Here is a 15255-nt window from a genome sequence, read left to right as displayed (position 1 = left end):
AACCCAGGACCCCAACATTAAAAGTGTTGTGCTCTACCTGCTGAGCTAGCGAATCAATCCTTGTGTGCTTTCTTTTCGAATGCGGGTGCAAAGGTAGAACATTTTTTCATAACTCCAAAAGATTTCAAACATTTTTCTTATCTTTGTGCCATTATCAACAATATACATTATTAATATATGGCTACTGACGATAAAAAAATTATCTTCTCAATGGTTGGAGTGAGTAAAGCGTTCACTCCGAATAAGAATGTGCTCAAAGACATTTACCTCTCTTTCTTCTATGGTGCAAAAATCGGAATTATCGGTTTGAACGGTTCCGGTAAGTCTACTTTATTGAAGATTATTGCAGGTTTGGAGAAATCTTATCAGGGGGAAGTTGTATTCTCTCCCGGATATTCGGTGGGTTACTTGGCACAGGAACCTTATCTGGACGACACAAAAACGGTAAAGGAAGTAGTGATGGAAGGTGTGCAACCTATTGTTGACGCACTTACGGAATACGAAGAAATCAATCAGAAATTCGGTTTGCCGGAGTATTATGAAGACCAAGATAAGATGGATGCTCTCTTTACCCGTCAAGGTGAATTGCAGGATATTATTGACGCAACAGATGCATGGAACCTTGACAGTAAATTGGAACGGGCAATGGATGCCCTTCGTTGTCCGCCGGAAGACCAGCCGGTTGTAAATCTTTCGGGGGGTGAGCGTCGTCGTGTGGCTCTTTGCCGTCTGCTGTTGCAGAAACCTGATATTCTATTGCTTGACGAACCTACCAACCACTTGGATGCAGAATCTATCGACTGGCTGGAACAACACTTGCAGCAATATGAAGGAACGGTTATTGCTGTAACCCACGACCGTTATTTCCTTGACCACGTTGCCGGATGGATTCTTGAGCTCGATCGGGGAGAAGGTATTCCGTGGAAGGGCAATTACTCCTCTTGGCTGGAACAGAAAACCAAGCGTATGGAGATGGAAGAGAAAACGGCCAGCAAACGTCGTAAAACATTGGAACGTGAGTTGGAGTGGGTGCGTATGGCTCCAAAAGCCCGTCAGGCGAAGGGAAAAGCACGTCTTAATTCGTATGACAAATTGCTGAATGAAGACGTGAAGGAGAAAGAGGAGAAACTCGAAATATTTATTCCGAATGGTCCTCGTTTGGGTAATAAAGTGATTGAAGCCAAATCTGTGGCTAAAGCCTACGGCGACAAACTTCTTTTTGACGACTTGAATTTCATGCTTCCGCCCAACGGTATTGTAGGAGTAATCGGTCCTAACGGTGCGGGAAAAACTACCTTGTTCCGCCTGATTATGGGGTTGGAATCGGTAGATAAAGGCGAATTTGAGGTAGGAGAGACGGTGAAGGTGGCCTATGTAGACCAGCAACACCGCGATATTGACCCCAACAAGAGCGTTTATCAGGTTATCTCCGGCGGTAATGAATTGATTCGTATGGGTGGCCGTGATGTGAATGCCCGTGCTTACCTTTCCCGTTTTAATTTCTCCGGTAGTGACCAAGAGAAACTCTGCGGAGTCCTTTCCGGTGGTGAAAGAAACCGTTTGCACTTGGCGATGGCTTTGAAAGAGGAAGGGAATGTGCTGTTGCTCGATGAGCCGACCAATGATATCGACGTGAATACATTGCGTGCACTGGAAGAAGGTCTGGAAGATTTTGCCGGTTGCGCAGTCGTTATTTCCCACGACCGTTGGTTCCTTGACCGTATCTGTACGCATATCCTGGCTTTCGAAGGAGATTCCAATGTCTTTTATTTTGAAGGCTCTTATTCAGAATATGAAGAAAATAAACTGAAACGTTTGGGAAATGAAGAACCGAAACGCGTTCGTTACAGAAAACTGATGACTGACTAATTCGGATAATTTATAAATTACTTCACGAAAAAATCCTATTATTTGCTCTTGCCATATGCTTGTGCAAATAATAGGATTCATTTTATCTTGTCAGTCAGATATGTCTTTTTCTTATATTGTTTGCGGTAAACTTATATCAGAACGCTTCCGTCATGTTGAAATAGAACAGGTTTTGTTTGTTTACCATATCTCTTCCGATATCGAGACGTATATTCATGCGAGGTTGTACTTCGATGCGCAAGCCCACGCCGAGATTGGGAAGCACACCTTCTATCTTGTCCGGAGTAGGTCCCATAAATCCACATCCACCCCAGGCGACATACCCTATGTAGCTCAACATCTTTTTCACCCATGTACTTTTGTCCGTATTTATCATCTGCCGGTATTCGCCTATTATTATATGTGATGATTTGTCACGAAACTGTCCCATGTAATATCCGCGAAGGTCGAACGGCGTTCCGCTAAGCGCGTATTTTGTCAACGGTACATCACCAAATACGTTTTTGGTCTGTACTGTCCAGGCGATTACTTTTCGTTTACCTACCGATTTGTATTGGCGGTAGTCAAACTCCAAACGGTAGAAATTGTTATCGCTCCCGAATGCTTTGCCGTACATCATGCCACGGAAATCGAAGTATATTCCCCGATAAGCATTGGCGGGAATATCACGTGTGTCATATGTCAGAAGGAAGCCGAGTCCCGAACTGAAATTCTTATATCCGTGCTCCGTTCCGCCTGCCGCGATATAAGCCGGCTGATATACCATTCCTTCTGCCGGTTTGGTGATTTTATCGTAGTTCAAATCTACCTGAGGGCCTGCGAAGAAATCACTCTTGCCCAAACGGAATAGGAACCAGGGATTTACTTGGATGCCACTATAACGGTATTCGCTGGTGTCTTCCCCACGGGGATAGTTTTTATTGGTGCTGTATCCGATGCCATAGAAATTCTCAATCGTGTTTTTATAGGCGAATGTTCCGAAAATGCGGAAACGGTCGCCTTTAAAGAATAATTGCGGCTTTGCCATTACATTCAATCCGCCTTTGAACATCAGTGCGATAGACATCGGGATTACCGAACGGCGCTGAGTGGTGTCGCTCGGATTCATCCGGAAGGTCATCAATGCGCTTCCGCCCACCAGTAGTCCGAAGTCCGGCGTATAGCTGGGACCACCTAATATATTATAGTGTAGATTTCGTTTCGCCACGCGCTGACGGTGTAACTCCCGTTTGGAGAGGGTAGAGGTGGTATCTGCCGGAATGTCGACCGTAGCCGACATCATATGGATAGATATGAAGGCCAGCAAGATACCTGATATAAATTTCTTCATAATTTCTTTCTGAGGGATTCGACTGCAAAGAAAACTCTTTTATTTCAATTAGTTTTGATACTCTTAGATAATAATTCTAAAAAAGAATCGTAAATTTGCATTTCACTATATATCATACATTGAGGTGTGATTGATTAATAAACTATTTATACGTAATGAATAAACGAATTTTATCAGTTTTTGTTTTCTGTGCTTTTTATTATTCTGCGCAGGCTCAAAATGCTAAAGGCGGCATTAGCGACGACATGATGCTACAAATCAAGCAAAGTTATCAAAACACTCCGCAAGACAAGGCCATACGCAACGCTATCGGCAGCAGTGACATCCGTACATTGGCTCTCAACCAAGACAATTTGAAGGGGATGGATACACATTTCTCCATCAGAGTGAATTCCAAAGGGATTACCGACCAGAAATCTTCCGGTCGTTGCTGGCTCTTTACCGGTCTGAATGTGATGCGCGCTAAGGCGATTGCCCGCCATAATCTCGGGGCTTTTGAATTTTCGCAAACTTATCCTTTCTTTTTCGACCAACTGGAAAAGGCGAATCTTTTCCTGCAAGGTATCATCGACACCGGCAGCAAGCCGATGGATGATAAAATGGTGGAATGGCTTTTCCGTCATCCTTTGAGCGACGGTGGGACTTTCACCGGTGTGGCCGACATCGTAAGCAAGTATGGGCTCGTTCCTAAGGATGTGATGCCCGAAACGCACAGCAGCGAGAAAACTTCGCGTATGGCGAGTCTGATTACTTTGAAACTTCGTGAACAAGGTCTGCAACTCCGCGACCTTATCGCCAAAGGTACGAAACCGGCAACGCTTGAGAAAACGAAAACTGAAATGCTTGGTATTATCTATCGTATGCTGGTGTTGAACTTGGGTGTTCCTCCCACTGAGTTTACTTGGACGGAATACAATGCTCAAGGCAAACCTGTATCTACCGAAACTTATACTCCGCTTTCTTTCATGAAGAAATATGGTGACGAGAACTTACTCGACAACTATGTCATGCTGATGAATGACCCAAGCCGCGATTATTATAAATGCTATGAGATAGACTATGACCGCCACCGCTATGACGGCAAGAACTGGACGTATGTCAATCTCCCTGTCGAGGATATCAAGGAGATGGCAATTGCTTCTCTTAAAGATAGTACTATGATGTACTTCTCTTGCGATGTTGGTAAGTTCCTTAATTCTGACAGGGGGTTGTTGGATATTAAAAACTACGACTATGAATCTCTTATGGGTACGACTTTCGGTATGAATAAGAAACAACGCATACAGAGTTTCGATAGCGGTTCGAGCCATGCTATGACGCTTATGGCGGTAGACCTCGATAAGAATGGTAATCCGACTAAGTGGATGGTTGAGAATAGCTGGGGTGCCGGTTCCGGTTTTCAGGGACATCTTATCATGACTGATGAATGGTTTGATGAATATATGTTCCGATTGGTGGTGGAAACTAAGTATGTTACGGAAAAAGTGATGGAGGTGCTTAAGCAGAAGCCTGTTCGTTTGCCTGCTTGGGACCCGATGTTTGCGGAATAACTGTGTATGTTCTTTCTTTTGTTTCAAGACAAAAGAAAGATGAAATGTGCACGTTTACGAAAGGAATTACGGAAAAATATCCGTAATTCCTTTCTTTTTTCTCTCTAATCACATTATTATTTATTAAATTTGCGGCAATTTTATGAAACCATTATTTTTATTTATAACATGGCAAATGTAATAAAGTTACGCAAAGGCCTTGACATAAACCTGAAAGGTACAGCTACAGCGACGTACACAACAGTGAAAGAGCCGGGATTTTACGCACTCGTTCCCGACGACTTTCCCGGAGTGACGCCGAAGGTAGTTGTAAAAGAACAGGAATATGTGATGGCTGGTGGACCCTTGTTTATTGACAAGTATCATCCTGAAGTAAAATTTGTTTCGCCCGTAAGTGGCGTAGTGACAAGTGTAGAGCGTGGAGCGCGCCGCAAGGTCTTGAACATTGTAGTGGAAGCTGCTGCAGAGCAGGACTACGAAGAGTTTGGTAAGATGGATGTAAAGGTGATGGATGGCAATTCGGTGAAAGCAGCTTTGCTGAATGCCGGACTGTTCGCCTTCATCAGACAACGTCCTTACGACATCATCGCAGACCCGTCCGGTTTCCCGAAAAGCATCTTCGTATCCGCATTCGACAGCAATCCGCTGGCACCCGATTTCGAATTTGTGCTGAAGGGCGAAGAAGCAAACTTCCAAACAGGACTTGACGCTCTTGCCAAGATGGCAAAGACCTACCTGAGCATTAGTACCAAGCAAAGTGCTACAGCATTGACTCAGGCAAAGAACGTCACAGTAACCGCTTTCGACGGTCCCAACCCCGCAGGTAACGTCGGCGTGCAAATCAACCACCTCGACCCCATATCCAAAGGCGAAACAGTATGGACCATCGACCCGCAGGCAGTTATTTTCATCGGTCGTCTTTTCAATACAGGCCGTGTGGACTTCACCCGTACGGTAGCCGTGACAGGTTCCGAAGTGGTGAAATCCGCTTACTGCAAGCTCAAAGTGGGTGCCCTGCTCACAAACGTATTTGCCGGAAATGTGACGACAGGTAAAGACCTGCGTTACATCAGCGGTAACGTACTGACAGGAAAGCAAGTATCTCCGAACGGATTCTTGGGCGCATTCCACAGCCAGGTGACTGTTATTCCCGAGGGAGACAACATTCACGAAATGCTCGGATGGATTATGCCACGTTTCAACCAGTTCAGCATCAACCGTTCCTATTTCAGTTGGCTGATGGGAAAGAAAGAATACACACTGGACGCACGTATCAAAGGCGGCGAACGCCATATGATTATGTCCGGCGAGTATGACAAAGTGCTCCCGATGGACATTTTGCCCGAATTCCTGATTAAAGCCATCATCGCCGGTGACATCGACCGTATGGAAGCGCTCGGCATCTATGAAGTGGCACCCGAAGACTTCGCCCTCTGCGAATTCGTCTGCTCCTCAAAGATGGAACTGCAACGCATCGTCCGTGCCGGACTCGATATGCTTCGCGCCGAAATGGCATAAGAGAATTAAAAGTAAAAGAATAAAAATAAAAAAATGACAGTTGGGATTTTATGAAACCGGCTTTTGCCGACACACAGCATAGCCGTTTCTCAATTCTCAATTTTCAATTCTCAATTTAATAAATGAAAGCGTTAAGAAATTATCTCGATAAGATAAAGCCGAACTTTGAAGAGGGCGGCAAATTCCACGCATTCCAGTCGGTGTTCGACGGCTTCGAAACATTCCTGTTCGTGCCTAACACGACTGCGAAAACGGGAACGCATATACACGACGCGATTGACAGCAAACGCATCATGTCGATTGTGGTTATTTCGTTGATACCGGCCTTGCTGTTCGGTATGTACAATGTAGGTTACCAGCATTTCACCCACACAGGTGCCACAGGCAGCTTCTTTGAAATGTTTATCTACGGATTCCTGGCAGTACTGCCCAAAATTATCGTATCCTACGTAGTAGGTCTTGGTATTGAGTTTGTCGTTGCCCAATGGAAGAAAGAAGAGATACAGGAAGGATTCCTTGTTTCGGGTATCTTGATTCCGATGATTGTTCCGGTAGACTGTCCGTTGTGGATTCTTGCCGTGGCTACAGCCTTCTCGGTAATCTTTGCGAAAGAAGTATTCGGCGGTACGGGTATGAATATCTTCAACGTAGCGTTGATAACCCGTGCATTCCTGTTCTTTGCCTATCCGACCAAGATGTCGGGTGATGCCGTTTGGGTATCGGGCAACAGCATCTTCGGTTTGGGACAATCGGTAGACGGACTGACCGTTGCTACTCCGTTGGGAGAGGCCGCTACCACCGGTGCTGCTCCTGCATTCAGCATGGATATGGTGACAGGTCTCATCCCCGGTTCTATCGGTGAGACCAGTGTGATTGCCATCCTGATTGGTGCTGTTATCCTTTTGTGGACAGGTATCGCAAGTTGGAAGACAATGATTTCCGTATTTGTAGGTGGTGCTTTCATGGCTTGGGTATTCAACTCAATCGGTATGGAAAGCAATGCAATGGCAAATATGCCGTGGTACGAACACCTCGTTCTCGGCGGTTTCTGCTTCGGTGCCGTATTTATGGCTACCGACCCTGTTACTTCCGCACGTACGGAAAAAGGTAAATACATCTTCGGATTCCTCATTGGTGCGATGGCTATTGTCATCCGCGTGCTCAACCCGGGCTATCCCGAAGGTATGATGCTTGCCATCCTGCTGATGAACATCTTCGCTCCGCTGATTGACTACTGTGTGGTACAGGGCAATATCGGCCGCCGCGAAAAACGCGCTATCAAGTCTAACCTATAAAATACCGGATGAAAATGAATACAAATAGTAACAGTTATACTATCATTTATGCTTCGGTAATGGTTATTATCGTAGCATTCCTGCTGGCTTTCGTCAGTTCTTCACTGAAAGCTACACAAGACAAGAATGTGCAGCTCGACACAAAGAAGCAGATTCTTGCTGCCTTGAACGTCAAGAACGTGGCAGATGCGGATGCCGAATATAATAAATATGTAAAAGGCGATATGCTGATGAACGCAGACGGTACGCTCACTGAGAACACAGGCGAATTTGCTACCAACTACGAAAAAGAAGCCAAAGAACAACAACGTCTGCACGTATTCGTGTGCGAGGTAGAAGGCCAGACGAAGTACGTAGTTCCTGTTTACGGAGCCGGACTTTGGGGCGCTATCTGGGGATACGTTGCGCTGAACGAAGACAAAGATACCGTTTTCGGTACTTACTTCTCTCACGCAAGCGAAACTCCGGGTCTGGGTGCTGAAATTGCAACCGACCGTTTCCAGAATGCATTCGTAGGCAAGAAGACGATGGAAAACGGTGCTGTCGCTTTGGGAGTTGTGAAGAACGGCAAGGTAGAGAAACCTGCATATCAGGTAGACGGTATCTCGGGTGGTACAATCACTTCTGTCGGTGTGGATGCCATGCTGAAAACTTGCTTAGGTAGTTACATGAGTTTTTTAAATAAATAATAAGGAGGAGAAAAGAATATGGGACAATTGTTTTCAAAGAAGAATAAAGAAGTATTCTCTGCTCCGTTGGGGATAGACAATCCGGTGACCGTACAGGTGCTCGGTATCTGTTCCGCGCTTGCTGTTACCGCAAAACTGGAGCCTGCTATCGTTATGGGACTTTCGGTGACGGTCATCACGGCGTTTGCCAATGTGGTTATCTCATTGCTGCGCAAGACCATTCCCAACCGTATCCGTATCATCGTTCAGTTGGTGGTGGTAGCTGCGTTGGTAACCATCGTCAGTGAGATTCTGAAAGCGTTTGCTTACGATGTAAGTGTTCAGCTTTCTGTATATGTAGGTCTGATTATCACCAATTGTATCCTGATGGGACGTCTGGAAGCATTTGCCATGCAGAACGGCCCGTGGGAATCATTCCTGGATGGTGTCGGCAATGGTTTGGGATATGCCAAGATATTGGTAATCGTTGCATTCTTCCGCGAACTGTTGGGTTCGGGTACAGTGCTCGGTTTCAACATTCTCAACTACGAGCCTATCCGCAACATGGGATATGTGAACAACGGTCTGATGCTGATGCCGCCGATGGCGTTGATTATCGTAGCCTGCATCATCTGGTATCAGCGTGCGCGTCACAAAGAATTGCAGGAAAAAAGTAATTAATAAAGATGAAGGACTCTTCATTCTTAATTCTTAATTGAAGATATGGAACATTTATTAAGTTTATTCGTCCGCTCTATCTTTGTGGACAACATGATATTCGCTTTCTTCTTAGGTATGTGTTCATACCTGGCTGTATCGAAGAACGTGAAGACTGCCGTAGGACTGGGTATCGCCGTGACTTTCGTGTTGATGGTGACGTTGCCGGTCAACTATCTGTTGCAGACTAAGGTGCTGGCTTCCAACGCTATCATTGAAGGCGTCGACCTCAGCTTCTTGAGTTTTATTCTTTTCATTGCCGTTATTGCCGGTATCGTGCAGTTGGTAGAGATGGTAGTAGAGCGTTTCAGCCCGTCGCTGTACGCTTCGTTAGGTATCTTCCTGCCGTTGATTGCCGTTAACTGTGCCATCATGGGTGCTTCTCTGTTCATGCAGCAACGCATCAACCTCGGTCCGAGCGATCCGAAATACATCGGCGGCATTGCAGATGCTCTTGCCTATGCATTAGGTTCGGGTATCGGCTGGTTGCTGGCCATTGTCGGTCTGGCAGCTATCCGTGAGAAAATGGCCTACTCCGACGTGCCGGCTCCGTTGAAGGGTCTGGGTATCACGTTCATCACCGTAGGTCTGATGGCAATCGCATTTATGTGTTTCTCAGGTTTGAACATTTAAAAAGAAAGGAATAAAACAATGGATATGAATTTAATATTAGCGAGCATTGGAGTATTCCTGGTGGTTATTCTGTTGCTTGTTGTTATCCTGTTGGTTGCCAAGAAATTCTTAGTACCGTCAGGAGACGTGAAACTGACAATTAACGGTGACAAGGAACTGGAAGTAGCTTCCGGCTCCACATTGCTGAACACGCTGTCTGTAAACGGAGTATTCCTCTCATCCGCTTGTGGTGGTAAGGGTTCTTGCGGACAGTGCAAATGCCAGGTACTCGAAGGGGGCGGCGAAATCCTTCCTTCCGAAGTGCCCCACTTCAGCCGTAAACAGCAGCAAGACCACTGGCGTCTGGGCTGCCAGGTGAAGGTGAAAGGTGATATGGCAATCAAGATTGACGAATCCGTACTCGGCGTAAAAGAGTGGGAGTGCGAAGTTATCTCCAACAAGAACGTGGCTACGTTTATCAAAGAGTTTATCGTGGCGCTGCCTAAGGGCGAACACATGGATTTTGTGCCGGGTTCTTACGCACAGATTAAGATTCCTAAATTCTCGATGGACTATGATAAGGATATCGACAAGAGCCTGATTGGCGACGAATACCTGCCTGCATGGGAGAAATTCGGTCTGCTGGGCTTGAAGTGTAAGAACGAAGAAGAGACCATCCGTGCCTACTCAATGGCGAACTATCCTGCCGAGGGCGACCGTATCATGCTGACGGTGCGTATTGCTACTCCACCGTTCAAGCCGAAAGACCAGGGTCCCGGATTTATGGACGTGATGCCGGGTATCGCTTCTTCTTACATCTTTACCCTCAAACCGGGCGACAAGGTAATCATGAGCGGTCCTTACGGAGACTTCCATCCGATTTTCGACTCCAAGAGAGAGATGATGTGGGTTGGTGGTGGTGCCGGTATGGCTCCGTTGCGTGCACAAATCATGCACTTGACGAAGACGTTGCGTACTACCGACCGTAAGATGTCATACTTCTACGGTGCCCGCGCACTCAACGAAGTATTCTACCTCGAAGACTTCCTGCAAATCGAAAAAGACTTCCCGAACTTCTCGTTCCATCTGGCACTCGACCGTCCGGACCCTGCTGCCGATGCCGCGGGCGTGAAGTACACTCCGGGCTTCGTTCACAACGTAATTTACGAAACTTACTTGAAGAACCACGAAGCTCCCGAAGACATCGAATACTATATGTGCGGTCCCGGCCCGATGTCGAAAGCCGTTGAGAAGATGCTCGACGACCTCGGCGTACCGGCTCAGAACCTGATGTTCGATAACTTCGGCGGATAATTCCCCGGAAGTCCGTTCCCGGCCGGCACAACGACCGGGGAGTACAACCTAAAAAACAGGGCGGGAAATCGGAAAAGCCTATCAGCTTCTTCCGGTTTCCCGCCCCTTTTTTGTATCTTTGTCCCCATGTTAGCGAAAAATGAAATTATACAGTCGGCTCTCCGCAACCTGAAGATTGAAGAGCTGAACCCGATGCAGCAAGCGTCGCTCGAACAAGCTGCCGGGAGGAAAGACGTTATCCTGCTGTCGCCTACCGGCTCAGGCAAGACATTGGCCTATCTTTTGCCCTTGCTGCTTGCGTTGAAACCGGATAGAGAAGGGGTGCAAGCACTGATTTTGGTCCCTTCGCGCGAGTTGGCCCTGCAGATTGATAGCGTGTTCAAGGCAATGGGTACTTCGTGGAAAACCTGCTGCTGCTACGGCGGTCACCCTATCGCCGAAGAGAAGAAAAGCATCTCGGGCAATCGTCCTGCGCTCCTTATCGGTACTCCAGGGCGTATCACCGACCACCTGTCGAAAGGAAACTTCCGCCCCGAAACCATCGAGACACTAATCATCGACGAGTTCGACAAGTCGTTGGAGTTCGGATTTCACGATGAAATGGCAGAGATTATCGGGCAGCTTCCGAGGCTGAAAAAGCGTATGTTGCTCTCGGCTACCGATGCGGAAGAGATTCCCGAATTCGCAGGAATGAACCGCACGGTCAAGCTGAACTTCCTGTCCGACGCGTGCGAAAAGCAGGAATCCCGCCTGACGCTGATGAAAGTACTTTCTCCGTCGAAAGACAAGATTGATACATTATATACACTGCTTTGCACGTTGGGGAGCAGTTCGAGCATCGTCTTTTGCAATCACCGGGATGCGGTAGACCGCGTGCAGAAGCTACTGGCAGAGAAGAAACTCTTTGCCGAACGTTTTCACGGCGGTATGGAGCAGCCGGAGCGCGAACGTGCGTTGTACAAATTCCGTAACGGCAGTTGCCATGTACTGATTTCTACCGATTTGGCTGCCCGTGGGCTCGATATTCCGGAGGTTGGGCACATTGTCCATTATCATTTGCCGGTGAACGAGGAAGCCTTTACCCATCGCAACGGACGTACGGCGCGCTGGGATGCTACCGGAACGTCCTATCTTATTCTCCATGCAGAAGAGAAACTTCCCCCCTATATTCCCGAAGCGATGGAAACGGTGACGCTGCCCGACAATGCACCCCGTCCGCCGAAGTCGGTTTGGACTACCATATATATAGGTAAAGGGAAAAAAGAAAAACTGAGCCGGATGGACATTGCCGGATTCCTGTACAAGAAGGGCAACCTGTCGCGCGAGGACGTAGGTGCGATTGACGTGAAAGAACATTATGCATTCGTTGCCGTTCGCCGGGCAAAGGTGAGGCAGCTCTTGAACCTTATTCAAGGCGAGAAAATCAAAGGAATGAAAACCATTATCGAGGAAGCGAAATAAGCCGGACTCACCACAGATTGGCACAGATTATTCATATTCACATTAAATAATCTGTGCCAATCTGTTTTAATCCGTAATAAACTTTATAAATATATATTTTTTTTCGTTTTCCTTTCATTTTATCAGCAACTTCCCTTCTCATCTTTCTGTTTTTGACTTCTCTTCGCCGCTTGATATCCGTATGTAACAATATGGTGCATAAAACCTGTATAAACCAATAAAAAGTAAGGAAAATTCGCATGAAAGCAGTGATTTTATAATGAAAGATTTGCACCCCGGAAATAAATTCGTAAATTCGCAAAGTCGAAGGACAAAAATAACGAAATTGTTAAACCAAAAACAAACTTCAAATGAAAAAGCATAATTTCAATGCAGGACCTTCCATTCTTCCGCGCGAAGTGATAGAAGACACAGCGAAAGCGATTTTAGATTTCAACGGTTCTGGTCTTTCTATTTTGGAAATCAGCCACCGTGCCAAAGACTTTCAACCTGTGGTGGACGAAGCAGTGGCGTTGTTCAAGGAATTACTCAATATTCCCGAAGGCTATTCGGTATTGTTCCTGGGCGGAGGGGCCAGTATGGAGTTCTGTATGGTTCCCTATAACTTCCTCGAGAAGAAAGCCGCTTACCTCAACACCGGCGTATGGGCAAAAAAAGCAATGAAAGAAGCCAAAGGATTTGGCGAAGTGGTGGAAGTAGCTTCCTCGGCCGAAGCCACCTATAGCTACATCCCCAAAGACTATACCGTCCCGGCCGATGCCGATTATTTCCACATCACGACCAACAATACCATATACGGTACGGAGTTGAAGAGCGACATCGACTCTCCCGTTCCGGTGGTTGCCGATATGTCGTCCGATATATTCTCGCGTCCGGTCGACGTTTCCAAATACATCTGCATCTATGGCGGCGCACAGAAAAACTTAGCTCCCGCAGGCGTCACGTTCGTTATCGTGAAGAACGATGCGGTAGGCAAGATGTCGCGTCACATCCCCTCGATGCTCAACTACCAGACCCACATCGACGGAGGCTCCATGTTCAACACTCCGCCCGTGTTGCCCATCTACTCCGCGTTGCTGAATCTGCGTTGGATTAAGGCACAGGGAGGTGTGAAGGAGATGGAACGCCGTGCCATCGAAAAGGCCGATATGCTGTATGCGGAAATCGACCGCAACAAAATGTTTGTAGGCACAGCCGCCGAAGAAGACCGTTCGCGCATGAATATCTGTTTCGTCATGGCTCCCGAATACAAAGAACTCGAAGCCGACTTCCTGAAATTTGCCACCGAACGAGGAATGGTAGGTATCAAGGGACATCGTTCGGTCGGCGGTTTCCGTGCATCGTGCTACAATGCCATGCCGAAAGAAAGCGTGCAGGCGTTGGTCGACTGTATGCAGGAATTTGAAAAACTTCATCCCTAATGCGTTTCCCGTCACAGATTATGAAAATACTTGTAGCTACAGAAAAACCGTTTGCCAAAATTGCGGTAGACGGTATCCGTAAAGAGATAGAGGCGGCAGGATACGAACTCGCCCTGCTCGAAAAATATACAGAGAAAGCCCAGTTGCTCGATGCGGTGAAAGACGCCGAAGCCATCATCATCCGCAGCGACGTGGTAGACACCGAGGTATTGGACGCTGCCAAAGAACTGAAAATAGTAGTCCGTGCAGGTGCGGGATACGACAATGTAGACCTCGCTGCCGCCACTGCCCATAATGTCTGCGTGATGAACACTCCGGGACAGAACTCCAACGCGGTTGCCGAACTGGCTTTCGGTATGATGGTTTATGCCGTCCGCAATTTCTACAACGGCACTTCCGGTACGGAGCTGATGGGCAAGAAACTTGGTATCCACGCTTTTGGAAACGTAGGCCGCAATGTGGCACGCATCGCCAAAGGCTTCGGAATGGAAGTATATGCATACGACGCCTTCTGCCCGAAAGAAGCCATCGAGGAAGCGGGAGTCAAAGCACTCGGTTCGGCCGAAGAACTCTATAAGACTTGCCAGGTAGTCTCCCTGCATATTCCCGCCACTGCCGAGACGAAAAACTCCGTCAATTACGCGCTGCTCAAGGATATGCCCAAAGGAGCCATGCTGGTGAACACCGCCCGCAAGGAAGTAATCGACGAAGCCGGACTGATGAAGCTGATGGAAGAACGTTCCGACTTCAGATACCTCACCGACATCATGCCCGCCGCCCATGCGGAATTTGCAGAGAAGTTTGCCGGCCGCTATTTCTCCACCCCGAAGAAGATGGGCGCGCAGACCGCCGAAGCCAATATCAATGCAGGTATTGCCGCCGCCCGTCAAATCGTCGGTTTCCTGAAAGACGGCTGCGAAAAATACCGTGTGAATCAATAAAAAAACAGAAATTATGGCAACAATAAAACCCTTCAAAGGCCTCCGTCCGCCGCAAGAGTTGGTGGAACAGGTCGCTTCCCGCCCTTACGACGTCCTGAACTCGGAAGAAGCCCGCATGGAAGCGGAAGGCAATGAGAAATCCCTTTACCACATCATCAAGCCCGAGATAGACTTTCCCGCAGGCACCGACGAGCACGCCGAGCCGGTCTATGCCAAAGCCGCCGAGAACTTCCAGGCCTTTCAGGAGAAAGGATGGCTGGTGCAGGATGCGAAGGAAAACTACTATATCTATGCGCAGACCATGAACGGGAAGACGCAGTACGGACTGGTTGTAGGCGCATACGTTCCCGATTACATGAACGGCGTAATCAAGAAGCACGAGCTTACCCGCCGCGACAAGGAGGAAGACCGCATGAAACACGTCCGCGTGAACAATGCCAACATCGAGCCGGTATTCTTCGCCTATCCCGACAACGAAAAGCTGGACGCCATCATCCGGAAATATACGGCCGAAAAGCCCGTGTACGACTTCATCGCCCCGGGCGACGGCTTCGGCCAT

At 47.5% G+C, this 15255-nt stretch carries 12 protein-coding genes and 1 pseudogene; 12 read left to right on the top strand and 1 reads right to left on the bottom strand.

Going from position 1 to position 15255, the window contains the following annotated elements; genetic code table 11:
• Nucleotides 1-177 precede the first annotated feature (177 nt).
• On the top strand, nt 178-1869 hold the full coding sequence (ettA, locus tag QZ331_RS13230) for an energy-dependent translational throttle protein EttA (protein ID WP_294631063.1): 1692 nt from the start codon (nt 178-180) through the stop codon (nt 1867-1869).
• Nucleotides 1870-2005: 136 nt separating this feature from the next.
• Here ettA and QZ331_RS13225 read toward each other — a convergent pair whose 3' ends face one another.
• Nucleotides 2006-3199, bottom strand: coding sequence for a BamA/TamA family outer membrane protein (locus QZ331_RS13225; protein WP_294631061.1), 1194 nt, complete (start codon nt 3197-3199; stop codon nt 2006-2008).
• A gap of 155 nt (nt 3200-3354) precedes the next feature.
• On the opposite strand from QZ331_RS13225, the gene QZ331_RS13220 reads away from it, so the two are divergent.
• The 11 genes and pseudogenes from QZ331_RS13220 to QZ331_RS13170 all read left to right on the top strand — a co-directional run.
• Nucleotides 3355-4749: a C1 family peptidase gene (locus QZ331_RS13220; RefSeq protein ID WP_294631059.1), complete on the top strand. Its 1395-nt coding sequence runs from the start codon at nt 3355-3357 to the stop codon at nt 4747-4749.
• 46 nt (nt 4750-4795) lie between these two features.
• A pseudogene (locus QZ331_RS13215) lies at nt 4796-6267 on the top strand (Na(+)-translocating NADH-quinone reductase subunit A).
• 122 nt (nt 6268-6389) lie between these two features.
• Nucleotides 6390-7562, top strand: coding sequence for an NADH:ubiquinone reductase (Na(+)-transporting) subunit B (locus tag QZ331_RS13210; RefSeq protein ID WP_294631055.1), 1173 nt, complete (start codon nt 6390-6392; stop codon nt 7560-7562).
• 14 nt (nt 7563-7576) lie between these two features.
• Nucleotides 7577-8251, top strand: a complete 675-nt coding sequence (locus tag QZ331_RS13205) for a Na(+)-translocating NADH-quinone reductase subunit C (protein ID WP_294631053.1) — start codon at nt 7577-7579, stop codon at nt 8249-8251.
• An 18-nt stretch (nt 8252-8269) separates the two neighbouring features.
• The gene (locus tag QZ331_RS13200; protein WP_294631051.1) at nt 8270-8911 is read left to right on the top strand and encodes an NADH:ubiquinone reductase (Na(+)-transporting) subunit D; all 642 of its coding nucleotides are present in this window, start codon (nt 8270-8272) and stop codon (nt 8909-8911) included.
• A 42-nt stretch (nt 8912-8953) separates the two neighbouring features.
• Nucleotides 8954-9580 carry an NADH:ubiquinone reductase (Na(+)-transporting) subunit E gene (gene nqrE, locus QZ331_RS13195; RefSeq protein ID WP_294631050.1) on the top strand — a complete coding sequence of 209 codons (627 nt, stop codon included), beginning with the start codon at nt 8954-8956 and terminating at the stop codon, nt 9578-9580.
• Between the two features lie 18 nt (nt 9581-9598).
• The gene (nqrF, locus tag QZ331_RS13190; RefSeq protein WP_294631049.1) at nt 9599-10873 is read left to right on the top strand and encodes an NADH:ubiquinone reductase (Na(+)-transporting) subunit F; all 1275 of its coding nucleotides are present in this window, start codon (nt 9599-9601) and stop codon (nt 10871-10873) included.
• Between the two features lie 126 nt (nt 10874-10999).
• On the top strand, nt 11000-12334 hold the full coding sequence (locus QZ331_RS13185) for a DEAD/DEAH box helicase (protein ID WP_294631047.1): 1335 nt from the start codon (nt 11000-11002) through the stop codon (nt 12332-12334).
• Nucleotides 12335-12684: 350 nt separating this feature from the next.
• Nucleotides 12685-13755, top strand: coding sequence for a 3-phosphoserine/phosphohydroxythreonine transaminase (gene serC, locus QZ331_RS13180; RefSeq protein WP_294631045.1), 1071 nt, complete (start codon nt 12685-12687; stop codon nt 13753-13755).
• A 20-nt stretch (nt 13756-13775) separates the two neighbouring features.
• Nucleotides 13776-14696, top strand: a complete 921-nt coding sequence (locus QZ331_RS13175) for an NAD(P)-dependent oxidoreductase (protein ID WP_294631043.1) — start codon at nt 13776-13778, stop codon at nt 14694-14696.
• Nucleotides 14697-14709: 13 nt separating this feature from the next.
• Nucleotides 14710-15255: DUF1015 domain-containing protein (locus QZ331_RS13170; protein WP_294631041.1), on the top strand; the 546-nt coding region annotated here is incomplete at its 3' end.

The organism is uncultured Bacteroides sp. (assembly GCF_910586915.1).
Lineage (GTDB): Bacteria > Bacteroidota > Bacteroidia > Bacteroidales > Bacteroidaceae > Bacteroides.
The sequence above is the reverse complement of the archived record's forward strand: the minus strand, read 5'-3'. Positions and strand labels throughout refer to the sequence as shown.